Source organism: Enterobacter sp. RIT418, assembly GCF_003057745.1.
Classification (GTDB): domain Bacteria; phylum Pseudomonadota; class Gammaproteobacteria; order Enterobacterales; family Enterobacteriaceae; genus Enterobacter.
The window spans coordinates 1-25,577 of sequence record NZ_QBJD02000003.1 but is presented as its reverse complement, the minus strand read 5'-3'; the positions used below and the strand labels follow the sequence as shown (position 1 = coordinate 25,577).

Sequence of the window (25,577 nt, the reverse complement as noted above, 5' to 3'; positions counted from 1 at the left end):
GAGCCTTCAGCGCTGCAGGAAGAGCTGAAACGGCATACGGGGACGGGATAAGAGGGATAATCGCGGTACGGAAGGTGCTGCGGGTCAGTTGGCGACCCTGATCTGCACCGCAAGAGGTCCGTGGCGCTGCAGGACCGGCAGTCCGGAATCCACTTTCCCTAACAGGATCAGTGAACGGGCGTAAGCCCTGCCCCGGGCAAAAATCGCCAGGTTGCCCCAGGGCGCGTAGTAAGTGATATCTCCGGCTTCCGGCGTTATGCCGTCCGGTGCCTGCACCGTGGAAAGCCTGCGCGGCAAGTTGCTTATGCGCTCGATATCGGCATAGTCTTCCAGCGTCAGGCTGAGGGGAAGCAGAGACGCAAAGTCCCGGCCTGTCGGCGTATCAAAGAGGGTGGCGGTGGCGGTTTCTCCCTCCACAATGATCTCAATTTTCACTAGCGTCTCCTGTGCCACTCCCCGGTCGTTGCCACCCGCCATAGCGGACTGCGTGACGAAAAGCAGGCCGGCAAGGAGCAGCAGTGACGTTCTGCGGTAGGCGTTTTGCATAAGGGTTAGCGTTGACTTTTTCATCGCATTATTGTTACCAATATGCAGCGGGTTAACTAGCTAATGAATACTTAATACCCTTATAAGTAAAATTTATAAATGGACCGGAAACGAGCATGGCCAGACGCAATCTCAACGACTTACTCTCTTTCGTCACCGTGGCGCGTGAGGGCAGCTTTACGCGCGCTGCCGCCCAGCTCGGCGTGACCCAGCCCGCACTGAGCCAGGCGATTTCCGGGCTGGAAGAACGGATGCAAATCCGCCTGCTGACAAGGACCACGCGCAGTGTGTCAGTGACGGCTGCCGGGGAACGACTGCTGCAGTCTGTGGGACATCGTATTGATGAGATTGAAGCCGAGCTGGACATGCTGACGGCACTGCGTGATAAACCTGCCGGGACCGTCCGTATTACATGTGGACCTAATGTTCTGAAGACCACACTGCTGCCAAAACTGACACCACTGTTACGCGAATATCCTGATATTCATATTGAGTTTGATGCCAACCACGGGTTCCGAGATATCGTTGCGGATCGTTTTGATGCCGGCGTGCGGCTCGGAGACACTATCGACAAAGATATGATAGCCGTACCCATTGGCCCGAAACTGCGCATGGCGGCTGTAGCTTCCCCTGAGTATTTCGCCCGGTGCGCCGCCCCTCAGACGCCACGCGATCTGATGCAACACTGCTGTATTAATGAGCGCATGGTTCAATCGGGGAAAATTTACGCCTGGGAGTTTGAGCAGGAAAACGGTAAATTTCACGTTCGGGTTGAAGGGCAACTGACGTTTAACACATCGGAACATGTCGTTGACGCAGCTCTTGCCGGACTGGGCATTGCCTTTTTACCTGAAGAGGAGTTCGGCACACATCTGCAGGAAGGAAAACTGATCCGCGTGCTTGAAGAATGGTGCCGTCCTTTTCCCGGCTACTATCTTTATTATCCCAGCCGTAAACAGCCTTCCCCAGCGTTTTCACTCGTTGTGGATGCGTTGCGTATTAACCGGAAAATTTAACGCTGAATTATCGGGCCAATATTTCAAGAACGGACGTGAACGTCCGCGCCTGGCACAAAGCGGTCCTGGACATAGTAAGACGCTCCCATTCCGGGGACTGTGCAAAACTTCACCGTTTGGTTTGTAACTTTCTCTCTCGCTTCAGAATATATCTTTTGTAAATTATTCCGGCATGACAACGTATCATCCTGTTAATTTTTCAGAATTTAAGGATTCAGGAAGAAAAAACCGGGCGACGCGCCCGGCTCTGTTCCTACACCAAAAAAGCCCTTAAGCACTCAACCCGCGATTCTCCAGCATCGGTTCAATCCTCGGATCGTGCCCGCGCCACTGGCGATACAGTTCAGCTAAATCAGCGCTGTTCCCGCGCGACAAAATCGCCTCGCGGAACTTCTGCCCGTTCTCGCGCGTCAGCCCGCCCTGCTCGACAAACCACTGGTAGCCGTCGTCCGCCAGCATCTGGGTCCACAGGTAAGCGTAATACCCCGCCGCGTAGCCGCCGCCGAAGATATGGGCAAAATAGCTGCTGCGGTAGCGCGGCGGCACGGCGGGAAGATCCAGACCCTCTTTTTTGAGCGCGGCCGCTTCAAACGTTTCCACGTCATCCACCGCCCCGGCAATGCTGTGCCAGTTCATGTCCAGCAGCGCGGCGCTCAGCAGCTCCGTCATGTCGTAGCCTTTGTTGAACTGCGTGGCGTTGAGCATATTGTCGCGCAGCGCCTCCGGCATCGGCTCGTTGGTTTTGTAGTGCCGCGCATAGTGGGCAAACACCTGCGGATGGCTGGCCCAGTGCTCGTTGATTTGCGACGGGAACTCGACGAAATCGCGCGGCGTGTTGGTGCCCGACAGCGTGGCGTAGCGCTGGCTGGCGAACAGCCCGTGCAGCGTATGGCCAAACTCGTGGAACAGCGTGATGACATCATCCCAGGAGAGTAATGCGACCTGGCCGCTGGCCGGTTTTTGATAGTTACAGACGTTATATATGACCGGACGCGCGGCAAGCTCACGGGATTGCTCAACGAAGTTCCCCATCCACGCGCCGCCGCCCTTCGAGTCGCGGGCGAAATAGTCGCCGTAGAACAGCGCCATGCCTTCACCGTTCTGGTCGAAAATCTCCCACACGCGCACGTCGGGATGGTAAACGGGAATGTCGAACCGCTCGACGAAGCGGATGCCGAACAGCTGCGTGGCGGCCCAGAATACGCCGTCCTCCAGCACGGTGTTCAGCGCAAAATAGGGCCTGATCTGCGACTCGTCCAGCGCGTATTTCGCCAGCCGAACCTGCTCGGCATAAAAGGCCCAGTCCCAGGCCTGCGCCGTAAAGCCGCCCTGCTCGCCGTCAATCACCTTCTGGATGTCGGCCTGCTCGCGCTCCGCGCGGGCGCGCGCGGCGGGGACGATCCCGCGCATAAAGCTCAGCGCCGCGTCGGGCGTTTTCGCCATCTGATCGGCCATGCTCCAGCTGGCGTAATTATCAAAGCCCAGCAGCTGGGCCTGCCGCGCGCGCAGCGCGGTAAGGCGCAGGATCAGCTGGCGCGTGTCGTTATTATCCCCTTTTTGCGTGCGCAGCCACGCCGCGTTGAAGAGCGCTTCGCGGGTCTGCCGATTGCGCATGGACGCGAGCGCAGGCTGCTGCGTGGTATTCAGCAGCGGAATTAGCCAGCGGCCCTGAAGACCTTTTTCTTCCGCGGCCCGCGCGGCGGCGTCGATGTCATCGTCGCTCAGCCCGTCGAGCAGCGTTACGTCGTCAACCACCAGCCCGCCCGCTTTATCCGCCGCCAGCAGGCGCTGGTTGAACTGGCTGGTCAGCGCGGCGGCCTCGGTGTTGAGCGCCTTTAGCTCGGCCTTTTGGTCGTCGTTCAGGCGCGCGCCCGCCAGCACAAAGCGCTGCCAGGTCTCTTCCACCAGCCGTCGGGATTCGTCATCCAGCGCGTCGCGATCCTGCCAGACGGCCTCCACGCGGGAAAACAGCGCGGCGTTCAGCCAGATATCGTTAGCCAGCCCGGCCAGCTCGGTTGAAAACGCCTCGTCCAGCTCCTGCAGATAATCATTGGTGTGCGCCGAGGTCATGGCGAAGAACACGCTGCTCACGCGCGACAGCATCGCGCCGCTCTTCTCCAGCGCCAGCACGGTGTTGTCGAAAGTCGGCGCAGCGGTTTGGGCAACGATCGCGTCAACGTCGGCGCGCTTCTGGCGCAGGGCTTCATCAAACGCCGGGCGATAGTGGCTATCGTTGATTTCATCAAAGCGCGGGGCCTGATACGGCAGCAGGCTGATTTCAAAGAAAGGATTATTGACCGACATCTTTCACTCCTGGGAACGGTGTATTCCCCCAGAGTAGGCCACGCCGCCCGCGCCTGCAATGCCGTCATACAAATGCGACCTTAACGCCGCGCCCGGTGGCGTGCTATGGTAGTACTACACAAAAAGCGTTGAGGAACAGTGAGATGATTATTTTAGTAACCGGGGCTACGGCGGGTTTTGGCGAATGCATCACGCGTCGCTTCGTCGCTAACGGGCATAAGGTGATTGCGACGGGCCGCCGTCAGGAACGTCTGCAGGAGCTAAAGGATGAGCTTGGCGACAGCATCCTGACCGCGCAGCTGGACGTGCGCAACCGCGCCGCCATTGAAGAGATGATTGCCAACCTGCCCGCGGAATGGCGCGCGATTGACGTGCTGGTCAACAACGCCGGGCTGGCGCTGGGCATGGAGCCTGCTCATAAAGCCAGCGTCGAAGACTGGGAAAACATGATCGACACCAACAACAAGGGCCTGGTGTACATGACGCGCGCGGTGCTGCCCGGCATGGTGGAACGTAACAGCGGCCACATCATCAACATCGGCTCCACGGCGGGCAGCTGGCCCTACGCGGGCGGCAACGTCTACGGCGCAACCAAAGCCTTCGTTCGCCAGTTCAGCCTGAACCTGCGCACCGACCTGCACGGCACCGCGATCCGCGTGACCGACGTCGAGCCGGGCCTGGTCGGCGGCACCGAGTTCTCAAACGTGCGCTTCAAGGGCGACGACGCAAAGGCGGGCAAGACGTACGAAAACGCTAACGCCCTGACGCCGGAAGATGTCACCGAAACGGTATGGTGGGTGGCGACGCTGCCAAAACACGTCAACATCAACACCGTCGAAATGATGCCGGTCAGCCAAAGCTTTGCCGGATTAAGCGTCCATCGCGGCTAGCTGCGCCGCATAGCTGCCCTTCCCGGCCCCGCGCCGGGTATGGGACGACCGCCAAAAGAATGGTAGTATGTTCAGGTTAACTCTCTGAGAAATCATATCCATGGCCGCCGAATCGCAACTTAATCCTACCCAGCCCGTCAATCAGCAGATCTACCGCATTTTGCGCCGTGATATCGTTCACTGCCTGATCCCGCCGGGCACGCCGCTCTCGGAAAAAGAGGTGTCGGTTCGGTTCGACGTTTCCCGCCAGCCCGTGCGCGAGGCGTTTATTAAGCTTGCTGAAAACGGCCTGATTCAGATCCGCCCGCAGCGCGGCAGCTACGTGAATAAGATTTCGCTTTCTCAGGTGCGAAACGGCTGCTTCGTGCGCCAGGCCATCGAGTGCGCGGTGGTTCGCCGCGCCGCCGCGATGATCGACGACAACCAGTGCTATCTGCTGGAGCAAAACCTGCATCAGCAGCGCGTGGCGATAGAGCGCAAGCAGCTAAACGACTTCTTCCAGCTCGACGATGAGTTTCACCAGAAGCTGGCGCAGATCGCGGACTGCCAGCTGGCGTGGGACACCGTTGAGAATATTAAGGCCACCATTGACCGGGTGCGCTATATGAGCCTCGATCACGTTTCTCCGCCGGAAATGCTGCTTCGGCAGCACCATGATATTTTCAGCGCGCTGGAAAAACGCGATGGCGAGGCGGTTGAAAAAGCAATGACGCTGCACCTGCAGGAAATAAGCGAGTCCGTGCAGTTAATTCGTCAGGAAAATAGCGAGTGGTTCAGCGAGGATTAAAATTACCGCATCCCTTCAGATGCGGTATTATATTTAGCGAACGACCAGCACCGGAATAGTGGCGTAGCGAAGAATAGATTCGGCGTTCGAGCCCAGCAGATGCGTCGTGATGCTCGGGTTTTTCGAGCCGATGACGATGACGTCATATTCCCCCTCTTTGCTCAGCGCGATGATTTCATCCCGCACGCTGCCGAAGCGCACCAGGCAGTGAATATCCTCCGGCGCAATATCAAAAAGACGCTTTAGCTCCGTCATCTTTTTCTCTGACTCGGCAACCATGTACGCCTCAAACTTCTTGATATCAGCGTTGAAGCCGCGCAGCAAGGAGCGGCTGCTGACGGGCAATATGTTTACCAGCGTGATTGACGCGCCCTCCGCCTTTGCCAGGTTGGCCGCGTGGCGCACCGCTTTATCGCTTAAATCCATTTCAAACACGTCAACAGGCATTAAGATCTTTTTGTACATAAGCCTGACTCCTTATTCAGATGAAAGGGGTATTTCCTGTTACCAGAGTGCCACTCGCAATATAAACAAACCCTCAACGCTAACGCGGGTAAACTATCAGCTTGTGAAAACATTTGTCCGTTTTGTAAATAGCCGTTCTGAAGCGTCAACGTCAGCCGTAATAAAGAAAAAAGTGTGAGTTTGATCAAAAACAAAAACATTCACCGACGAGAGGCGTATTTATAGTGCCCGTGAACGGCATGACCCAAAATAGCGCCGTAACGGATAGGTTAGAGAGGAGAAATGACCATGATGACATACGACCGTAACCGAAATGCAATTACCACCGGCAGCCGCGTAATGATTAACGGCACGGGCCGCACCGGGATTATTAAGGCGATCCACAGCGAAGGCCTGGACGCCGCGCAGGTGCGCCGCGGTAAAACGGTGGAAGTCGAAGGTTGTGAAGGGAAATTTGAGCCGATTGAGCTGATTCGCCTGGGAATGCACTAACGAGCGAGAAGGCATGCCGCCGCGAACGGCGGCATGTGAAGCATTAAACCTGCGCGGCGTAGTGCGCCACCGTGGCTTTCGCCCCCTTCTGTAGCAGCATCTGATACGCTTTCATTACCGCATCGACAAACGCCGCCTCCTGCGGCAGCTCTCTGCCGAAGATAGCCTCAAGGCCCAGCAGCGCGTTGACGCGGCTTTCGCCTTCTGCGCTGCCGTTTACCGCCGCCTGAATCGCCGCCAGCTGCGGATCGCTCACTTCAATGGCGTTGCCCTGCTCGTCCACGCCGCCGACGTAGCGCATCCAGCCCGCCACGCCCAGCGCCAGCAGCGGGAAGCTTTTCTGATGCACAAGGTGCCAGCGCACGGAGTCCAGCATGCGCTGCGGAAGCTTCTGGCTACCGTCCATCGCAATTTGCCAGGTGCGGTGGCGAAGCGCCGGGTTGCTGTAGCGGGCAATCAGCAGATCCGCATAGTGCGCCAGATCGACGTCCTTCACCTTCAGCGTCGGCGCCTGCTCTTTCAGCATCAGCGCGCGCGCGGCAGTGCGGTAATGTTCGTCTTCCATGCAGTCGTTAATGTGCGCATATCCCGCAAGGTAGCCAAGATACGCGAGGAACGAGTGGCTGCCGTTGAGCATGCGCAGCTTCATCTCTTCAAACGGGATCACGTCGGCAACCAGCTCGGCGCCGGCTTTTTCCCACTGCGGACGGCCCGCAACGAAATTATCCTCAATCACCCACTGGCGGAACGGCTCGCACGCCACGCCTGCCGGGTCGCGCACGCCCGTGAGCTGCGCGATTTTATCCAGCGTCTCGGGAGTGACCGCCGGAACGATGCGGTCCACCATCGTCGACGGGAAGGTGACGTTCGCCTCAATCCAGTCCGCCAGCTCGGCGTCCAGCGCGCGGGCGTAGGCGCAGGTGACGTTACGCATGACGTGGCCGTTTTCCGGCATGTTGTCGCAGGACATCACGCTGAACGCCGGAAGCCCGGCGGCCCTGCGCCGCGCCAGCGCCTCAACCACCACGCCCGGCGCGGATTTAGGCTGGTGCGGGTTCTGCAGGTCGGCCGCAATCAAGGGGTGATCGAGCATCAGCTTCCCGGTCGCCGGAGAGTGGCAGTAGCCCTTTTCGGTGATCGTCAGGGAGACGATCGCCACCTGCGGCTCGCACATCGCCGCCAGCACGCTTTCCAGCCCGTCGACCTGCGCATGAAGCGCCTTTTTCACTACGCCCACCACGCGGGACGTCCACGCGTCGGCGGACATCTCCGCCACGGTGTAGAGATTATCCTGCGCCTTGAGATCGGCAATCTGCTGCTCGCCGCCAATCAGGTTAACTTCGCAATATCCCCAGTCGCTGGCGTGCTCGGCCGCAAGAATGTCGGCATACACCGCCTGGTGCGCGCGGTGGAACGCGCCGAAACCCAAATGCACAATGCGTGTTTCAAGGCCGTTGCGATCGTACTGAGGCAGCGTCGCCTTCGCCTGTAATAACCGATTTTCCATGATGGTGACTCATAAATAGTGAAGCGGAGATCCGCTGCCGCGCCGAGAATGGCGCGGCAGCGCCTGCTGACTACATCAACTAGAATGGCAGTTGAGGTAAAACGTTCTGCCATTAACCATACCGATGCGTCGTTTTCAGATATTGATTTATATTAACTTTTGTCCATGTGGTGTGACATCAGACATAAGTTGTGTGACATGTTTAGCAAGATATAAACCATCAGCGTCGCGTTGGAAGCGCGCCGTAGGCAACGGAGCCTTTATGCTGAACCTCGGCGGCATCTTCCACCTCGCTCAGGTCGCGGTCGCGCACTTCCGGCATCAAAATGGCGGAAATCAGGCCAATAACGGAGTAGGCGACCAGCATGGCAACGATCGGCCACCAGGAACCGGTCATGTTGCAGAAAATCCCCGCCAGCACCGGACCAAACCCGACCGCCACCAGCCCACCGGCCTCTTTTGAGATCGCCATGCGGGTAAAGCGGTTACGCGAGCCAAACATTTCCGCCATCGTGATGTTTTCCAGCGCGAACAGCCCCAGCACCGCGACGTTATGGATAACGATGATCGAGAGCATAATCACGCCCGGCGCGTAGCTTTTATCAACGATGATCGACAGCATCGGGTACGCCAGAATAATGGCCGAAACGTTGACGATAATGTACGGCACCCGACGCCCGATCTTGTCAGACAGCCAGCCCAGCAGCGGGATGGTGATAAACCCGAGAATGGAGCTGATCATCAGCGCATCCGTTGGTATGGCCTTATCGAACAGCAGCGTCTGTACCAGATAGCCCGCGAGGAAGGTCTGGATCAGGCCGGAGTTGCCCGCCTGGCCGAAGCGCAGGCCGGTTGCCAGCCAGAACGATTTGCTCTTAAACATTGCGCCCAGGGACGTCTCCTGTGCGGCAGCGGGCGCGACCGTTTCGCCTTCGCTCACCTTTTCAAATACCGGGCTTTCCTTGAGGTTCATTCGCAGCCAGATGGCGAAAATCATCACCACCACGCTTGCGAGGAACGGCACCCGCCAGCCCCAGGCGACCAGCTCTTCACGATCGAGCGCAAAGAACATCACCGCCCAGATTGCCGTGGCGCTCAGCGTGCCGCAGTTAGTGCCCATTGCCACCAGCGAGGAGATAATGCCGCGCTTCCCTTTCGGCGCATACTCGGCAAGCATCGTGCCCGCGCCGGAAATCTCCGCCCCGGCCCCCAGCCCCTGAATGATGCGCAGCGTCACCAGCAGCACCGGCGCAAAAATGCCGATCTGCGCGTAGGTCGGCAGCACGCCGATAAGCGTGGTACAGATCCCCATCATGGTGATGGTAATAAACAGCACTTTTTTACGTCCGATGCTGTCGCCCATTCGGCCAAAGATAAACGCGCCCACGATGCGCGCAATATAGCCCGCGCCGTAGGTGCCCATCGCCAGGATCAGCGCCATCGCCGCCGACTGCTCCGGGAAGAAGATTTCGTGGAACACCAGCGCCGCGCCCAGCGAATAGAGCTGGAAGTCCATAAACTCCAGGGCCGTGCCGAGCCAGCCGGACACGGCGGCTTTCACCAGATCTGAAGTCGTTCTTTGAGGTTGTGCTTGAGTCATAATGGCTATCTCTAAAAGGTAAGATGCGTACCACTCGAAGCCCGCTTGCGCGGGCCCCTAACCGCGTGAATTATTATTGGTCGAACGTGAGCAAGACTTTGCAGCACTGCCGCTGGTCTTTTTCAAACAGTTCGATTGCATCCGTAACGTGGTGGTAGTCAAACGTGTGGGTAACCAGTTTTTCCGGATCGATAAGCCCCTCTTCCAGCCAGTCGATCACGACCGGGAATTTGTTGGCGTTCAGGCGCGAGGAGAAGATCGACAGCTCTTTGCCGGTGATCCCCTGCTGGACAATCTCGCTCGGGCTGCTGGAGAAGCCCATCAGCACGATGCGCGCCGCCGGAGAGGCCAGCGTAATCGCCTCCTGAAGGATGGACGGATGGCAGGCGGCGTCGACGATCAGCGTCGGCCTGATGCCTTTTTCTTCGAGCATCGCGGCGACGGCAGCCTCGCCGTTGTTGAACACCACGTCCGCCCCGCTGCGCTGCGCCATCGCCAGCCGCTCGTCGATGCGGTCGACCACGATGACCTGCTTAACCTTATATACGCCCTTCAGCGCCTGCACGGTGACCAGCCCCATCGGACCCGCGCCGTAGACTAGCGCCACATCCTGCTCCGTCGGCTTTGCCTGGCCCGTGACGTTGGCGGCAATGGTGAACGGCTCAACCATCACGGCGTGTTTGTCAGGGATGGCGTCAGGAATGTGCCACGCGTTTTTCGCCGGGACGACGGCGTATTCGCTGAAGCCGCCGTCGCGATGGACGCCCAGCACCACCAGCGACGTGCAGACGTTCGGCTTACCGACGGAGCACGGGTAGCAGTGGCCGCAGCTGATCACCGGGTCAACGGAGACGCGCTGGCCCAGGCGGGCTTCATCAACGCCTTCACCCACCGCGTCGACGATGCCGAAGAACTCGTGGCCAATCACCCGCGGATATTTGGCAAACGGATTATGCCCGCGGTAGATATGGCTGTCTGAACCGCAGATGCCGGCAAGCTTAATGTTGACGCGGACCTCGCCCGCAGACGGCACGGGGATCGAGCGTTCTTCAATGACCAGCTCGTTCGGCTGTTGAATGACTACGCTTTTCATCGTTTACTCCTCGTTTACCAGTTCCACAGCGTGCCGTCTTCCAGGCGCGCGACCGGAAGATAGGCCGGATCGTACGGGTATTTCGCCGCCAGCGTTTCGTCAAACTCAATGCCCAGCCCCGGCCTGTCGCCCGGATGCATGTAGCCGTTGTCAAAGCGCCAGCTGTGCGGGAAGACCTCCAGCATCTGTTCGGAGTAGCCCATGTACTCCTGCACGCCAAAGTTCGGCACCCACAGGTCGAAATGCAGCGCGGCGGCGTGGCAAATTGGCGACAGGTCCGACGGCCCGTGCGAGCCGGTACGCACCTGATAAAGTGACGCAAAATCGGCGATGCGGCGCATTCCGGTGATCCCGCCCGCGTGGGTAATGGTGGCGCGGATATAGTCGATCAGCTGCTCTTCAATCAGCTGCTTGCAGTCCCAGATGCTGTTAAACACTTCGCCCACGGCAATCGGCGTGACGGTGTGCTGGCGAATCAGGCGGAAGCACTCCTGGTTTTCCGCAGGCGTTGGATCCTCCATCCAGAACATGCGGAACTCTTCGATGCTTTTACCAAAGCGCGCCGCTTCGATAGGCGTCAGGCGGTGATGCATGTCGTGCAGCAGGTGCTCGTTGAAGCCAAACTTGCTGCGCACCGCGTCGAACAGCTTCGGCGTGAAGTCGAGATATTTTTCGGTGGACCAGAGCTGCTCTTCCGGCCAGTCGCCCTTGGTCGCAGGCTCGTACGCCAGCCCTTTTCCCTTAGACATGCCGTAGGTGGTTTTCATTCCCGGCACGCCGCACTGCACGCGGATCGCCTTGAAGCCCATCTCCTTATGGCGGGCGTAATCCTCAAGCACGTCGTCAATGGTGTGCCCGGTGGTGTGGCAATAGACCATCACCCCCTCGCGGGACGCGCCGCCCAGCAGCTGGTAAAGGGGCATGTTGGCCGCTTTGGCCTTGATATCCCACAGCGCCATGTCCACGGCGGAAATCGCCGACATGGTGACCGGGCCGCGGCGCCAGTACGCCCCTTTATAAAAGAACTGCCAGATATCTTCGATGCGATGCGCGTCGCGGCCAATCAGCTGCGGGCAAAGGTGATCCTTCAGGTAAGAGGCAACGGACAGCTCGCGCCCGTTCAGCGTGGCATCGCCAAGGCCGACGATCCCCTCGTCGGTGGTGATTTTAAGGGTGACAAAATTACGCCCCGGGCAGGTGACAAAGACTTCGGCCCCGACAATCTTCATAGGTGATTCCTTACATCTGGTGTTGTGATGCAGGAAATTTACGCAACTACACTACTACCATACAAGTATAATGATCATAAAATCAGCGTGCGGTCACAAAATCAGTGGCGCTTATGCGCGCCCCCAGCCTGCCACGACGATCAGCATACCGCACAGCGCGATCAGCGCGCCCGCCCAGTCGAACAGGCTCAGCCTGACGCCGTCCACTACGCGCAGCCACAGCAGCGCCGTACATACGTAAACCCCGCCGTAGGCAGCATAAACCCGCCCGCTGGCCGCCGGGTGTAGCGTCAGCAGCCAGACGAAGAGCGCCAGCGCAATACCCGCCGGAATGAGCAGCAAAACAGACCCGTTCTTTTTCAGCCAAAGCCAGGGTAAGAAACAGCCGATGATTTCACACAGCGCGGTGGCGAAAAAAAGCAACGTCGTTTTGATCATTTTTAGCGTTTCGTGAGGATTGATTTAACCATCATACCCGATAATGACGAAACGCTTACCATGCCCACGGCGTGGATATACCGCCATTTCGGTTTGGTATAAAATTCGAACGGGTTATACTGCTCGTCTGCACCATATTTAAGGATCACGTTATGAGTACTATACGCAAACGCCTTTGTCTGACCGCCCTGCTGGCGCTGTCATCCTTCGCCTTCGCCAATACGGTATCCGCCGAAACCAGCAAGCTGATCATTGAGTCTGGCGACAGCGCGCAGAGCCGTCAAAACGCCGCCATGGACAAAGAACAGTGGAATGACACCCGCAATCTTCGCCAGAAGGTGAACAAACGCGCGGAAAAAGAGTGGGACAAAGAGGATGTGGCCTTCGACGCGCGCGATAAGTGCCAGCAGAGCGCGAACGTGAACGCCTACTGGGAGCCAAACACCCTGCGCTGCCTCGATCGCCGCACCGGCCGCACGGTTGCCCCTTAATTTCACGGAGTGAAAATGACCGCCAAAGTTGACGTTAAGCTTCGTCCGCTGGAGCGCGAGGACCTGCGCTTCGTCCACCAGCTCGACAACAATGCCAGCGTGATGCGCTACTGGTTCGAAGAGCCTTACGAGGCGTTCGTCGAGCTGTCGGATCTTTACGACAAACACATCCACGATCAGAGCGAGCGCCGCTTCGTGGTGGAGTGTAACGGAGAGAAAGCCGGTCTGGTGGAGCTTGTTGAGATTAACCACGTTCACCGCCGGGCAGAGTTTCAGATCATCATTTCCCCGGAGTATCAGGGAAAGGGCCTCGCCTCCCGGGCGGCGCGCCTGGCGATGGACTACGGGTTCAACGTCCTGAACCTGTACAAGCTCTATCTCATCGTTGATAAAGAGAATGAAAAAGCGATCCACATTTACCGCAAGCTGGGCTTCCAGGTTGAAGGCGAGCTGATTCACGAGTTCTTTATCAACGGCGAGTACCGCAACACTATCCGCATGTGCATTTTCCAGCACCAGCACCTGGCCGAACACAAGCCTGCCGGTTCTACCCTGCTGAAACCTACCGCGCAGTAAGCTGCGCGGTTTTTCCTCTCTCGCTATTTCCCGACTACAGCACCAGGACGGCGTTCAGCGCCTGGGCGTGGGTCACTCTTTTTCCGCGTAACTGTAGCCGTAGTGGTGATAGCCGTAGCCGTACTGGCTGCTGGCGCGTTTGACGACCCCGTTGAGGATCGCGCCCTTGATGTTCACGCCGCCCTGCTCCAGGCGCTGCACGCAGACGGTCATCTCCTTCACGCTGTTCATGCCAAATCGCGCAACGACCAGGCTGGTGCCGGCGATGCGGCCAATCACCGCGGCGTCGGTCACTGCCAGAATCGGCGGGGTGTCGATAATCACCATGTCATACCGCTCGCTGGCCCACGCCATCAGGGCGCTAAAGCGCGCGTGCATCAGCAGCTCCGCCGGGTTTGGCGGCACCTGCCCGCGGGTTAGTACGTCAAATCCGCCCTTATCGAAGGAGCGAATCGCCCGTTCAGCCTCGGCGGTACCCGCCAGCACGTCCGACAGCCCGGTGCTGTTTTCCAGTGAAAACAGCTCGTGCGAGTAGCCGCGGCGCATGTCCGCATCGATGAACAGCACCTTCTGACCGGACTGCGCCACGATCGCCGCCAGCGTGCTGCTGACGAAGGTTTTGCCGCTGTCCGGCGTCGCGCCGGAAATCATCAGCAGATTATTCGACGACTCCATCATCGCGAAGTGCAGGCTGGTGCGCAGGCCGCGAACCGCCTCGACCGCCAGATCGATCGGGTTATCCACCGCGAGGAACGGCACGTTTTTGGTGCGGTGGCGGAAGGTGGTGGAGAAGATATTCTTGCTGCGCAGCCGCGTTTTTTTCTCCAGCCATTCGGAAACGGGCACGGTGGCATACACGCTTATCCCCTGCTCCTCGAGCTGTTCCGGGGATTCAATGCTCCGGCGCAGCATCGCGCGCGCCAGCACCAGGCCAACGGAAACAAACAGGCCAAGGATCAACCCCAGCACCACGATCAGCGCCTTCTTCGGCCTGATCGGCTGCGGCTGCGCCACCGCGGGATCGATGATGCGCACGTTACCGATCGCGCTCGACTGCGCAATGCTCAGCTCCTGCTGGCGGTTGAGCAACTGTAGATAGACCGCGCGTCCGGACTCCACGTCGCGGCTCAGGCGCAGCACCTCCTGCTGGGTTTCGGGCATCGCGGAAACGCGCTTGTTAAGGCGCTTTTTTTCCTGTTCCAGCGTTTGGCGCTTATCCATCAGCGCCTTGTAGGTCGGGTGATCTTTCTTATACAGCTGTGAAATTTCGGCTTCGCGGAAGGTCAGCTCGTTCAGCTGATTGTCGGTGTTCACAATCTGCTCCAGCACCGATTTGGCTTCCAGATTGAGGTCAACCGAATCACGCGCCTGGCGATAGCTGTTGAGCTTGTCTTCGGCCTCGTCTAGATCGCCGCGCACCTTCGGCAGCTGGCGTTGCAGGAACTCCAGGCTGCGAGAATCCTGCGCGGCCTGGCGGGCAATATTTTGCTGCAGGTAGTTATCCGCAATGCTGTTAAGCACCCGGGCGATCAGCTGCGGGTCCTCACCGGTCATGGTCAGCCCCAGCATGCCGCTGTCCTTGCTGCGTTCGCTGACGGTGAAGTTGAGCTGCAAATTGTTGATCGCTTCCAGCTCCGACTGCTGGCTAAGCGTAAACTGCGTGCCCGGCCTTGCCTGGATATCCGAAATTTTCAGCGATATACCGTTCACATCCAGCAGCTGGCCCAGCGTGCCGTTCGCGCTGACGTTTTCCCCTTCCAGGCGATAACGCCCTTCCTCTTCGACGGTCAGCGTCAGGGTTTGCGGCTGGCCGTAAAGGCGAGGAATGTTCATCCAGCTTATTGCCAGCTCGCCCGGCCGCTCGCCGGTTAAGCGCGCCCAGCCGCGGCCGAATACCGGGAAGTATTTTTGCTGAACCACGTTGCGCAGGCTGAGATCGTCAATGGTTTTACCGAGGATCATCCTGGACTGCAGCAGCTGCATTTCAGGCGCCGCCTCCGGCGAGGCGTTCGGCATCATCTGGCTCAGGCTGCTGAGCAGCGCGTTGCCCTGCTTTTGCTCTACCTGAATCATGGCGTCCGCCTGGTAAACGGGCGTGGAGAACAGGGCATAGGTTACCGCGACGGCGGTAAAAAGCGTGGTAATACCGACGATCGGCTTCACGTGATCGAGAAGTTCGCCAAGCAGACGCCCAAGATCGATCTCGTTCTGCGCTGCGGCAGCGCCCTGCGGCGCGCTAAGGTTTTTGGTCGACATAAAACTGCTTCCGTGGATTAGCTGAGCCTTTTCGCCCATTCCTGACTGGCCCGATGCATCAGGCCGTATACGTGTTCGAACGCCTCGTGGCTTTTCCGGTAAGGATCGGGGATCTCTTTTTCCTTAAGCCATTGTCCGAAGAACAGCGTCTTGCCGCGCACTTCCGGCGCCATGGACGTCACCTGAGCAATGTGCCCGGTCTCCATCACCAGAATCAGGTCATACTCGCGCAGCATCGCAGAGGTGGTTTTGCGGGCAACGTGGCCCTCCAGAGAGACGCCGTTTTTCGCCGCAATCTGGCAGGCAACCGCATCAGCGGGTTCCCCGGTTAAGCCCGCGGTGCCCGCGGAGTCAACCCGCACGTGCGGCAGCATCTGGCGCAGCAGGCGCTCGCCGGTCGGTGAGCGGCAAATATTTCCGGTGCAGACCACCAGAATCGAGTGGAAGCTTAGTTTGGCCATGAGTTGATATACCGCGCGGTTTCCGTGATGTCGTGAATGCCGGTAATGGTTGGCACCAGCTGTGAAATAACCCGGTTCCAGCGCACCAGCGGCGCGGTGGTGACATACACGATGTCATAAGGCTCAAGCGGGAACTCCGTGCCCAGCACCATCGCCGAGGCGTCTTTCGCGTTGAGCTGGTAGACGTTGGCAATCTTGCCGCCCTGCTTGCCCTTCAGCGAGCGGATCACGAACACGCCGCTGGCGTCGGACATGTCCTGCTTCACGCCTTCGGCATGGCCCAGCGCTTCCGCCAGCGTCATGCCGCTGCGATCCATTTTGAGCGTGCTCTGGCGACCCACTTCGCCCATCACAAAGACCTTCAGATCGTCATTGCGCGGAACGAAAAGAATGTCGCCAGGGTGCAGCAGCTTGTTCTGGGTCAGGTCGCCGCGCTGCATTAAGGCATACAGCGAGATTTTGGTGTCCTGCCCCTGATGGGTAAGCACCACGTTGCGCCAGTCGGCGTCGGCGGTCAGGCCGCCCGCGGCGTTAATCGCGTCCATCACCGTCAGGGGAATGTTGGTGATGGGCTGCTGGCCGGACTTCGCCACTTCGCCCGTCACGTAGGTTTTCTGCGAGCGGAACGCGGCGATGCTGACGTCCACCTGCGGGCTTTCGATCACCTTGTCCAGACGCGAGGTAATCTCGGCGCGAACCTGCGTCAGCGTTTTACCCGCCACCTTCAGCCGGCCGATATACGGGTAAAAAATCGTCCCGTCGGCGTTCACCCAGTTGCCAGTGTCGCTGGCGCTGCGGTACTGGCCTGCGGGGGTCGTCAGCTCCGGGTGATCCCAGACGGTCACCATCAGCACGTCGCCGACGCCGATGCGGTACTCATACTGCGCCAGCTGTTCATCCAGCAGCGGATTGGCGCGCGCGGTAACCTGCTGCGGGCGAAGCCTGTCGATTAGCCCCGGCGTCAGCGGGTAAACGTTAACCATTTTATTGAGGTCGTCGCTGCTGTCCGGCAGCTCAATGACGTCTTTACCGCGCGTGCTCAGCCCCTGGCCCGGTACGACCGCACAGCCGCTTAGCGTCACGAGCGTCAGGCCCAGCAGGGAAAATTTAAACGTTCGCTTTTTCATTTCTCACTATCATTTATCAGGTGTTCAGGGTCATTGCCCCACGGGCGTTTCGCGTTCAGCGGTCATGCCGTAGAGCGGGTATTTGCGGTTGAGCATTTGCCCCCCGTCGCGGGTGAGCGGCGTCCAGGAGACTACGGCCCGGTTGCGGTTCGGCGAAATGGTCATCAGATCCAGCGGCACGGAGACATAGAAGCCTTTGCTGAATCCGCCCTCGCCGTAATCCTCTTTCGAGACGTTGCTTTTCGCCGCCCACACGCCCACGGTGATGCCGCTGTCAAAGCGCCGGGCGATATCCAGCGTGGCGCCTTTGTCTTTCGCCAGATACTGGCCAACGCTCAGCTTCATCAGCACCGAGTTGACCTGCGGCGGGTTCCAGTAAGCGGTGATAAACCCGGTCGGCGCGGCGTAATCGGTAAAGCGCATCATGTTGTTCCAGTCGCGCTGTTTGACGTAGTTCACGTCCACTCCCAGCGCCCAGCTGGCGTCCAGCGGGCGGTACAAGACTTCCCCTCCCACGCCGCCGTACATCGTCTCGAGGTAGCCGCCGTAAAGCTGGCCGTAGAAGCCCGAGCCGAGGCGGCGAATGGCGTTGCTTTGCAGATTGCTGACGTAAACGTCGTTGGCAACATAGTCGCGGATATGGGTTCTTACCCGCGGCAGCGTGGAGTCCGCGGGCAGCAGCGACGAGTTAAATTTGTCGTAGTTGTTGTAGAGATTGGCGAACACCCCGCCGTCGATAAGCCAGCCGTCCGTCAGCCAGTAGCTGGCGCTTGCCAGCATCCCCACCTGGAACATATAGAAATCCTCCGGGCCGCCGAGCGACTGCGCCAGCGTTGGCGACAGGGAATAACTGAAGCGACTCTCCCGGATGCGGTAGCCGCGGCCCCACGCGGAAAAATCCACCGGCTCGACGCGCCGCTGCACCAGCGGCTTTTCCTGCCCGATTGGGTATCCCTCAAGCCGCTGGCGCAGGCTGGCGACCTGCGTTTCGGTCGTCACCATCGGCAGGTGGTTGCGCATCTGCGTTACGCTCAGGGTCTCAACCCCCTGCGGAAGGGTGTTCATCAGAATGCGGTTGGCGCGGTCGACGGCCTCGCGCGGATCGCGGTAGCGGTATTGCTCGCCGCTCAGGTGGAGCGTGCTGCCGCTCTGGCGTATTTCCGGGGCGTCAAATCCGGCGCTGTATTTCAGCGCCGTAAGCTGGCTGGCAACGGAGGTATACTGTAGCCCGGCGGTTTCTGGCGCAGGCTGGTATTCCGGCTTCGGGCTGTCACGCAGCGCGGGGCGCAGATCGTTAAAATTGGTGCGAAGCGTAAAGCCAAACGTCAGCGTGTTGCCGCGCTCGACGCTCAGCATCAGGTCCGCCCACTCGGCGGCGCGGTAAACCATGCCAACGTTAAAGGGGCTGGACTGCTTAATTACGCCAGCAAAATCGTGCTTATAGTCGTTGCCGTCGTACTCCAGCTTCAGGCGCAGCGGGTGCCACGGCGTCTGGTATTCCACGCCTGCGAAAATTGCCGCCGGGCCGCGAAACATCTCGCTAAAGCTTACGTCGCCCGCATCGTGCAGTTCGGGGCGGGTGCAGTATCGATCGCTAACCTGGCAGAACGGGTTGCTGACGTTGCCGCGGTTGCCCGGATATCCCCATGCGATACCGGCCGTCAGATCGAACGGACCCGCCATTTTGCTCGCCGCGAGATACTCGCCGTCAAACAGGCCGGTTCCGGCGATATCCCGCTTGCCCAGCGCCGCCTGCGGCAGCCACGTCGATTCTTCCCACAGCCGAACCTTGAAATCGAAGGATTTATCCTTGTAGCTCTGGTCGCCGCTGAAGTCCGGGTTGCCGCTGTAGCGGCGGGTGCGGACGTCGGTATAGCGAACGGTGCCTTCCAGCCATGGGAACAGCGCGACCGACGCTGAGTAAAAGCGATACTGGTCGTTATCGCGATAGCCGAGGCTGAACTCCCCTTCGCGCGCAAGGCGGGCGGTGGGCATTTGCATCAGGCCGGTGCCGCCAAAATCCGACTGCGACGGGCCAACGGGGTCCGGGAAGGTGTCCGTTTGCGCATAGCACGCGCCGGAAACGGCTGCCGCCAGGCAGCTCAAAAGCATCTGTTTTTTCATTATTTGTTCTCCCGCTGTGCCAGCAGGCGAATAATCTGCGCATTCAGGCCACGGTCGTCTTCGGCAAGACCAACCCAAATCAGGCTGCCGGGCTCCGCTTCGCGATGGCGCGCGTTCCAGAGCGCGATCGGCGCGAGGCTCTTCTTCCCGGAAGGCGAGATAATCGTGACGCTGTGGGTGTTAGCCCCGGCCAAAAAAGCGCGTCCTTTCAGATAGTCGCGAACGCTCGCCCCCGGCCGCCAGGGCTGTGGACCCGGTAAATCAACCGCGCCAAGCAGCGTCACCGCGTCGGGTCGCGGCGTAAGGTGAAGCCGGTACTGCCCCTGAAGGCGAAGGTTGGCTTCGGGCTGAGTACGCACGGCGTCAGGGTCGAGTTCCACAAACAGACGGCCAACCACCGCGCGGCGGGCCAGCTGTTCACGCACGCTGCGCAGCGTGGCGGCCAGCGGCGCGTCTGCCCGTAGCTCCCAGCGGGCGAGATCGCCTAACACACGCTGCCGCAGGGCGTTGGCCTCCCGGTTTGCCCGATCGGTTGTGAGGATCGCGCCGGGCCACCAGGCGCTGGCGCTCACCTCCGGCGACGTCACGAGTTCGGCGAGGCGCCGCTTGCCCTCTATCGCGATCGGCCGCTCTGCATCCGGTCCGTAGAGCATCACCACGTTCTGCTCTGCCGCACCGGCGCAGGTGGCGAAAAGTAAAATGCCGATCGGCAGCGTGAATCGCATATTCATGGGATAGGTTTCAGGAGCATCGTTTCTGCGGGCAATACGCCTGCGCCAATCATCTGCTGGCTCTGACGAACCAGCCCGGTTGTTTTCTCAATCCAGAAGGTGTTTTGCCATTCGCGCTGCGGCACGGACGCACGCACGCTTTCCCGCCAGACCTGCGTGTCCACGCGCTGGCCGGCAATCGTCAGCGCGGCGTCGCCTGCGGGGGTAAACGTCGAGATCAGCCTGGCGGAACGCGATTCGCCCTCTTCGCTCCAGCGCACGTCGCGCTGCCACCGCGCGCCGTTGTGCAGTCTTGCGGCGTTCATCAGCGGATCGCCGTCAAGGTTGGTTACTTCAAGAAGGTTGCTGCGCAGGCCTACGGTTTTGACCAGCCGTCCGCTGCGGGTCACGATGACTGCGCGATCCTGAGTCAGCCATTTGTCGAGGCCATTTTCCCGATAGCCGAGCACCACAAAAATGCGCTGGCCGCCGTTCAGGCGCAGGTACATCGTTGAGTACGGCAGGGACTGTATGTCGTCATCCGCTACGGTGACGTCCGGCGCGCCGCGCAGCGAAGCCGAGAAGGTCTCCACCATGCTTTGCTGGCTGGGCGTACACCCTTGCAGAAACAGCCCCGTCAGGGAAAAAATGAGTATTCGCACCGTCAGTCCTTCTCAATGATCCAATGCATCAGGGGTAAATTACCCGGCGCAAACTGCGCGCCGGGTAACGGGCGCGGGTGTATCACCCTTCGCAGACCGCCTTAACGCGTGGCGGTCGTAGTGGTGGTGTTTGGCGAACCGTTGCTGCTGTCGGTAGCCGCAACGACGGCCAGCGCCGCGAGGCCAACGGCGGCAGTTACGCCCGCAACGGTTGCGGCCCCGACTGCGCCGGCGGCTACGCCTCCGGTGGTCCCTGCGGTTGCGGCCGTGGTGCCCGCGGCCGCTTCACCGGCGGCAACAGCGGATGGCGCTGCTGCTGCCAGGGTCAGCGCAGCCAGAACTGCACAAAGCGTCTTTTTCATTTATGCTCCTCATTCAATGAATGACTGATTGAACCTGATTATTCAGGTTTATTAACCGGGCACATGCCCGAGGCTGACTTCCGTCCCTGAAAGGCACGGAATATCATCCATGCCAGCGCCCTGGCTCAAATAGCCAGCGTGCGGAAATAGGTCATGATGTTGATAACGCAGATGGAAATAATGTATGCGATAGCGGCGGCTAGGATAATTGCTACATTATGAAATAACAACCTGACGGGAATTATCACAACGCGAGCCGAATTAATTTAACGCATGGTGCCACGCAGGCCATAACCCCGGCGTCGCATAAAAAACCGAAATACAGTCCAGCACCCTGCAATACATAACCAACTGTATTTATTAGCGAATATATAAAACAAACAAATAAGCGAGGCACTGATTAAAAGCCAACGACGGGTGCAATAATAACGCGCCTGACTGAAAGAAAATCATTCTCGCCAGCTTAAAGTGAAATAAGCCCGTAGAATATTGCGCTTATATGCAGTTCATTTCGCATCGATAAAAAGATAATTACCAGGAGGCGTCAGGCTCAATAATATTAATAGCGCTCATCTTTGAGCGCTATTTTCTGTTTTGCGGTGCCGCTATTCACCTCGAGCCATTTTTGCACGGCAGACATTAATAGTAATCAATGCTGTTTTTAATGGTGTACTTGCGCTCAACGGCGGGTTTAACGCTGTCGTCCACGATCAGCAAATCGCAGCTAACCGGGTTGTTATGGCGATCGTAATCGCAGCTTTGCGTCACGTTCCCCAGCGGTTTTTCATTCAGCGTGCTTACGGCGGTGTAATCCATACGCTTGCGAAGGTCCTTGGACGGAATGGCCTGGACGGACAGGTGCTGGTCGCCGGAGACGGTCGTTTTGCCCAGCGGATAGCCGTCCGCGTCGTAGCGATATTTCACTTCCATCTCTTTGCCGTGCGCGGCGACCACAAAACCGCTGTCGTCGGTCTCCCACGTCACGCCCGCCGACGGCAGTTCGGCCAGCTGGCATTTGCCCTGAAGCTTCACCTTTCGCTCCTGGGTTTCCGCATCCACGTAGAAGTTAGCGTCCAGCACCAGCGCAACGCCGGTATTAGCCTCCAGATCGTGAAGCTCGAGGGTATCAAAGCACCCTTCGGTGGACATCGACCCCGTCACGCGCTTGGAAACTTCGCCCTTGTCGTTGATAAGCGTCTGGGAAAAGTCTTTGACCGGCCCGCGAAGGGGATCAAAATCAAACTCATTTGAGAAACTCGCCATTTCAGGCGTAAACGACAGCGGTGCGGAGCTGTTGTCACAGCCTGCCAGCGCCGCTGCCAGAAGCGTTATTGCTGCATATTTCTTCACGTCATGTACCGATACAGGGAGATTATTCCCAATCATATTAGCAAATACAGATGTTTACACGAACCCTGCTAAAATTAATCTACACACAGATAAAAGGAGCTAAAGATGAAACGGTTACCCTGGATTACCGCCCTGCTGCTAATGAGCGCTTCACCGGCCCTTCTGGCCGCCCCGAATTCCTGCGAACGCGTTAAGAGCGATATTCAGCAGAAAATTATCAATAACGGCGTGCCGGAATCTGGCTTTACCCTCAACATCGTGCCAAACGATCAGGCGGATCGTCCTGACGCGCAGGTTGTTGGGCATTGCGCCAACGACACCTTCAAGATTTTGTACACCCGCACAGGCGGCGGCAACGAAACGGCAGGCGGCGCGGGCACCCAGGAGAACGCGCCCGCAGAACCGCAATAAAATTGCCCATCAATACCCTTGAATTGACGAGGATTAATATTTAATACCTCCAAATAAGTACCATTCACCCCACCATTAGCCCGATTATCATCACGGGCGAAAATAATACGACTATCAATGATGGGGTGAGTCATGTCTGATGTTGAACATCACGGCGGCATTAGCCGCCGTTCTCTGGTTAAATCCACCGCTATAGGATCGCTCGCCCTCGCCGCGGGCGGGATTTCGTTACCTTTCGGCTTAAAAAGCGCGGCGGCGGCGGTGCAAAGCGCCGTTCACCCTTCTGAAGATAAGGTCGTCTGGGGAGCCTGCTCCGTTAACTGCGGCAGCCGCTGTGCGCTACGCCTGCACGTTCGTGACGACGAGGTGTATTGGGTCGAAACGGACAATACCGGGGATGATATTTACGGCAATCATCAGGTTCGCGCCTGCCTGCGCGGACGGTCTATTCGCCGTCGCATCAATCATCCTGACCGCCTCAACTACCCGATGAAGCGCGTGGGCAAGCGCGGCGAAGGCAAGTTTGAGCGCATCAGCTGGGATGAAGCGCTGGACACGCTAGCCGCCAGCCTGAAGGGGGTGGTGGAAAAGTACGGTAACGAAGCGGTCTACATTAACTACTCGTCCGGCATCGTCGGCGGTAACATCACCCGCTCCTCGCCTTACGCCTCGCTGGTGGCGCGCCTCATGAACTGCTACGGCGGCTTCCTGAGCCATTACGGCACCTACAGCACCGCGCAAATTGCCTGCGCCATGCCGTACACCTACGGCAGCAATGACGGCAACAGCACCTCGGACATCGAAAACACGAAGCTGGTGGTGATGTTCGGCAACAACCCGGCCGAAACGCGCATGAGCGGCGGCGGGATCACCTATTACCTTGAGCAGGCGCGCGAGCGCTCTAATGCCCGGATGATCGTTATCGATCCGCGCTATACCGACACCGCTGCCGGGCGCGAAGACGAGTGGGTCCCGATTCGTCCGGGCACCGACGCGGCGCTGGTCGCGGGCATCGCGTGGGTGTTGATTAACGAAAACCTCGTCGACCAGCCTTTCCTCGACAGGTACTGCGTCGGCTATGACGAAAAAACGCTGCCGGAAGGCGCACCCGCCAACGGCCACTATAAAGCCTATATCCTCGGCCAGGGCGAAGACGGCACGGCGAAAACGCCGGAGTGGGCCTCGCGCATCACCGGCATCCCCGCCGACCGTATTATCAAGCTGGCGCGCGAAATCGGCACCGCAAAACCGGCCTATATCTGCCAGGGCTGGGGCCCGCAGCGCCAGGCAAACGGTGAGCTCACCTCTCGCGCCATCGCCATGCTGCCGATCTTAACCGGCAACGTCGGGATTAACGGCGGCAACAGCGGCGCGCGCGAATCCACCTACACCATCACCATCGAGCGTATGCCGCTGCCGGATAACCCGGTGAAAACGCAGATTTCATGCTTTAGCTGGACGGACGCCATCGCCCGCGGGCCCGAAATGACCGCCACCCGCGACGGCGTGCGCGGTAAAGACAAGCTTGACGTGCCCATCAAGTTCATCTGGAACTATGCCGGTAATACCATCACCAACCAGCATTCCGACATTAACAAGACCCACGACATTTTGCAGGACGAGAGCAAGTGCGAAATGATTGTGGTCATCGACAACTTTATGACCTCTTCGGCAAAGTATGCCGACATACTCCTGCCGGACCTGATGACCGTTGAACAGGAAGACATTATTCCTAACGACTATGCCGGAAACATGGGGTATCTGATTTTCCTGCAGCCGGTCACCGCGCCGAAGTTTGAGCGCAAGCCGATCTACTGGATCATGAGCGAAGTGGCAAAACGCCTCGGCCCGGACGTGCATCAGCAGTTTACGGAAGGCCGCACGCAGGCCCAGTGGCTGCAATTCCTTTACGCCAAAATGCTCGAGAAAGATCCGGCGCTTCCGTCTTACGAAGAGCTCAAGCAAATGGGAATTTACAAGCGCAAAGACCCGAACGGGCATTTTGTCGCTTACAGGAAATTCCGCGAAGATCCGCAGGCCAATCCGCTGAAAACGCCGTCGGGCAAAATTGAGATCTACTCCAGCAGGCTGGCCAGCATCGCCAGCACCTGGGAGCTGGAAAAAGACGAAACCATCAGCCCGCTGCCGGTCTATGCCTCGACCTTCGACGGCTGGGACGCGCCTGAGCGCAGCACCTATCCGCTGCAGCTGTTCGGCTTCCACTTCAAGGCCCGCACCCACTCCAGCTACGGCAATATCGACGTGCTACAGGCCGCCTGCCGTCAGGAGGTGTGGCTAAACCCTGTCGACGCCGAAAAACGCGGCATTAAGAACGGCGATATGGTTCGCGTCTACAACGACCGCGGCGAGCTGCGCATTCCGGCAAAAGTGACGCCGCGCATCATGCCGGGCGTCAGCGCCATGGGCCAGGGCGCCTGGCACGATGCCAACATGAACGGGGATCGCGTAGACCACGGCTCGTGCATCAACACCTTAACCACGCATCGCCCGTCGCCGCTGGCAAAAGGCAACCCGCAGCACACCAACCTGGTGCAGATCGAGAAGGCGTAAGGAATAGCACATGACAACCCAGTATGGATTTTTTATTGATTCCAGCCGCTGCACCGGGTGCAAAACCTGCGAGCTGGCCTGCAAGGACTACAAGGACTTAACCCCGGAC

25 protein-coding genes are annotated in these 25,577 nt (G+C 58.9%); 9 read left to right on the top strand and 16 right to left on the bottom strand.

The window, feature by feature from the left end; all coding sequences use genetic code 11:
* Positions 1 to 84 precede the first annotated feature (84 nt).
* Positions 85 to 570 (bottom strand): cyclophilin-like fold protein, encoded by a 486-nt coding sequence (locus tag DBY73_RS03930; protein ID WP_258458363.1) that lies wholly within the window; start codon positions 568 to 570, stop codon positions 85 to 87.
* A gap of 92 nt (positions 571 to 662) precedes the next feature.
* Between DBY73_RS03930 and DBY73_RS03925 the strand changes: the two genes are divergently transcribed.
* Complete coding sequence (locus tag DBY73_RS03925) at positions 663 to 1,562, top strand: LysR family transcriptional regulator (RefSeq protein ID WP_035897671.1); 900 nt, start codon at positions 663 to 665, stop codon at positions 1,560 to 1,562.
* 270 nt (positions 1,563 to 1,832) lie between these two features.
* Here DBY73_RS03925 and dcp read toward each other — a convergent pair whose 3' ends face one another.
* Complete coding sequence (gene dcp, locus DBY73_RS03920; RefSeq protein WP_112009903.1) at positions 1,833 to 3,866, bottom strand: peptidyl-dipeptidase Dcp; 2,034 nt, start codon at positions 3,864 to 3,866, stop codon at positions 1,833 to 1,835.
* A gap of 143 nt (positions 3,867 to 4,009) precedes the next feature.
* On the opposite strand from dcp, the gene ydfG reads away from it, so the two are divergent.
* Positions 4,010 to 4,756, top strand: a complete 747-nt coding sequence (ydfG, locus tag DBY73_RS03915; RefSeq protein WP_006175045.1) for a bifunctional NADP-dependent 3-hydroxy acid dehydrogenase/3-hydroxypropionate dehydrogenase YdfG — start codon at positions 4,010 to 4,012, stop codon at positions 4,754 to 4,756.
* 100 nt (positions 4,757 to 4,856) lie between these two features.
* The gene (locus tag DBY73_RS03910) at positions 4,857 to 5,543 is read left to right on the top strand and encodes a GntR family transcriptional regulator (protein ID WP_112009902.1); all 687 of its coding nucleotides are present in this window, start codon (positions 4,857 to 4,859) and stop codon (positions 5,541 to 5,543) included.
* Between the two features lie 33 nt (positions 5,544 to 5,576).
* On the opposite strand, the gene DBY73_RS03905 is transcribed toward DBY73_RS03910, so the two are convergent.
* Positions 5,577 to 6,008 carry a universal stress protein gene (locus DBY73_RS03905; RefSeq protein WP_112009901.1) on the bottom strand — a complete coding sequence of 144 codons (432 nt, stop codon included), beginning with the start codon at positions 6,006 to 6,008 and terminating at the stop codon, positions 5,577 to 5,579.
* A 288-nt stretch (positions 6,009 to 6,296) separates the two neighbouring features.
* Between DBY73_RS03905 and ydfZ the strand changes: the two genes are divergently transcribed.
* Positions 6,297 to 6,500: a putative selenium delivery protein YdfZ gene (gene ydfZ, locus DBY73_RS03900; RefSeq protein ID WP_112010151.1), complete on the top strand. Its 204-nt coding sequence runs from the start codon at positions 6,297 to 6,299 to the stop codon at positions 6,498 to 6,500.
* Between the two features lie 43 nt (positions 6,501 to 6,543).
* Here the strand turns inward: ydfZ and DBY73_RS03895 are convergent, their stop codons facing one another.
* The 5 genes from DBY73_RS03895 to DBY73_RS03875 all read right to left on the bottom strand — a co-directional run bounded on the left by DBY73_RS03895 (position 6,544) and on the right by DBY73_RS03875 (position 12,367).
* Positions 6,544 to 8,007, bottom strand: coding sequence for a fructuronate reductase (locus tag DBY73_RS03895; RefSeq protein ID WP_112009900.1), 1,464 nt, complete (start codon positions 8,005 to 8,007; stop codon positions 6,544 to 6,546).
* A 220-nt stretch (positions 8,008 to 8,227) separates the two neighbouring features.
* Complete coding sequence (locus DBY73_RS03890) at positions 8,228 to 9,607, bottom strand: MFS transporter (protein WP_112009899.1); 1,380 nt, start codon at positions 9,605 to 9,607, stop codon at positions 8,228 to 8,230.
* Positions 9,608 to 9,680: 73 nt separating this feature from the next.
* Positions 9,681 to 10,700, bottom strand: coding sequence for a Zn-dependent oxidoreductase (locus DBY73_RS03885; protein WP_112009898.1), 1,020 nt, complete (start codon positions 10,698 to 10,700; stop codon positions 9,681 to 9,683).
* A gap of 14 nt (positions 10,701 to 10,714) precedes the next feature.
* A complete protein-coding gene (manD, locus tag DBY73_RS03880; RefSeq protein ID WP_112009897.1) occupies positions 10,715 to 11,929 on the bottom strand; it encodes a D-mannonate dehydratase ManD in 1,215 nt (404 codons plus the stop codon).
* Between the two features lie 111 nt (positions 11,930 to 12,040).
* On the bottom strand, positions 12,041 to 12,367 hold the full coding sequence (locus DBY73_RS03875) for a YnfA family protein (protein WP_112009896.1): 327 nt from the start codon (positions 12,365 to 12,367) through the stop codon (positions 12,041 to 12,043).
* Positions 12,368 to 12,519: 152 nt separating this feature from the next.
* Between DBY73_RS03875 and DBY73_RS03870 the strand changes: the two genes are divergently transcribed.
* Complete coding sequence (locus tag DBY73_RS03870; protein WP_112009895.1) at positions 12,520 to 12,858, top strand: DUF1283 family protein; 339 nt, start codon at positions 12,520 to 12,522, stop codon at positions 12,856 to 12,858.
* 15 nt (positions 12,859 to 12,873) lie between these two features.
* Entirely contained in the window at positions 12,874 to 13,434 is a 561-nt protein-coding gene (gene speG / locus DBY73_RS03865) for a spermidine N1-acetyltransferase (RefSeq protein WP_112009894.1), read from the top strand.
* A 72-nt stretch (positions 13,435 to 13,506) separates the two neighbouring features.
* Here the strand turns inward: speG and etk are convergent, their stop codons facing one another.
* From etk to DBY73_RS03825, 8 genes are all read right to left on the bottom strand, one after another.
* Entirely contained in the window at positions 13,507 to 15,690 is a 2,184-nt protein-coding gene (etk, locus tag DBY73_RS03860; RefSeq protein WP_112009893.1) for a tyrosine-protein kinase, read from the bottom strand.
* Positions 15,691 to 15,707: 17 nt separating this feature from the next.
* On the bottom strand, positions 15,708 to 16,151 hold the full coding sequence (locus DBY73_RS03855) for a protein tyrosine phosphatase (RefSeq protein WP_112009892.1): 444 nt from the start codon (positions 16,149 to 16,151) through the stop codon (positions 15,708 to 15,710).
* Positions 16,139 to 17,278 carry a polysaccharide export protein gene (locus tag DBY73_RS03850; RefSeq protein ID WP_112009891.1) on the bottom strand — a complete coding sequence of 380 codons (1,140 nt, stop codon included), beginning with the start codon at positions 17,276 to 17,278 and terminating at the stop codon, positions 16,139 to 16,141. The genes DBY73_RS03855 and DBY73_RS03850 overlap by 13 nt, the downstream gene beginning before the upstream one ends.
* Positions 17,279 to 17,308: 30 nt before the next feature.
* Positions 17,309 to 19,402, bottom strand: coding sequence for a YjbH domain-containing protein (locus DBY73_RS03845; protein ID WP_112009890.1), 2,094 nt, complete (start codon positions 19,400 to 19,402; stop codon positions 17,309 to 17,311).
* Entirely contained in the window at positions 19,402 to 20,133 is a 732-nt protein-coding gene (locus tag DBY73_RS03840) for a capsule biosynthesis GfcC family protein (RefSeq protein WP_258458362.1), read from the bottom strand. The genes DBY73_RS03845 and DBY73_RS03840 overlap by 1 nt, the downstream gene beginning before the upstream one ends.
* Entirely contained in the window at positions 20,130 to 20,774 is a 645-nt protein-coding gene (locus tag DBY73_RS03835) for a YjbF family lipoprotein (RefSeq protein ID WP_112009889.1), read from the bottom strand. The genes DBY73_RS03840 and DBY73_RS03835 overlap by 4 nt, the downstream gene beginning before the upstream one ends.
* 101 nt (positions 20,775 to 20,875) lie before the next feature.
* Positions 20,876 to 21,136, bottom strand: a complete 261-nt coding sequence (locus DBY73_RS03830) for a hypothetical protein (RefSeq protein WP_112009888.1) — start codon at positions 21,134 to 21,136, stop codon at positions 20,876 to 20,878.
* A 639-nt stretch (positions 21,137 to 21,775) separates the two neighbouring features.
* Positions 21,776 to 22,486, bottom strand: a complete 711-nt coding sequence (locus DBY73_RS03825; RefSeq protein ID WP_112010149.1) for a YnfC family lipoprotein — start codon at positions 22,484 to 22,486, stop codon at positions 21,776 to 21,778.
* A gap of 105 nt (positions 22,487 to 22,591) precedes the next feature.
* On the opposite strand from DBY73_RS03825, the gene DBY73_RS03820 reads away from it, so the two are divergent.
* The 3 genes from DBY73_RS03820 to DBY73_RS03810 all read left to right on the top strand — a co-directional run.
* Positions 22,592 to 22,897 (top strand): DUF1161 domain-containing protein, encoded by a 306-nt coding sequence (locus tag DBY73_RS03820; RefSeq protein WP_112009887.1) that lies wholly within the window; start codon positions 22,592 to 22,594, stop codon positions 22,895 to 22,897.
* Between the two features lie 132 nt (positions 22,898 to 23,029).
* Positions 23,030 to 25,468, top strand: coding sequence for a selenate/tellurate reductase subunit YnfE (gene ynfE / locus DBY73_RS03815; RefSeq protein WP_112009886.1), 2,439 nt, complete (start codon positions 23,030 to 23,032; stop codon positions 25,466 to 25,468).
* Between the two features lie 10 nt (positions 25,469 to 25,478).
* Positions 25,479 to 25,577, top strand: a 99-nt coding sequence (locus DBY73_RS03810) for a 4Fe-4S binding protein (protein WP_164474823.1), incomplete at its 3' end; no start/stop codon positions are given.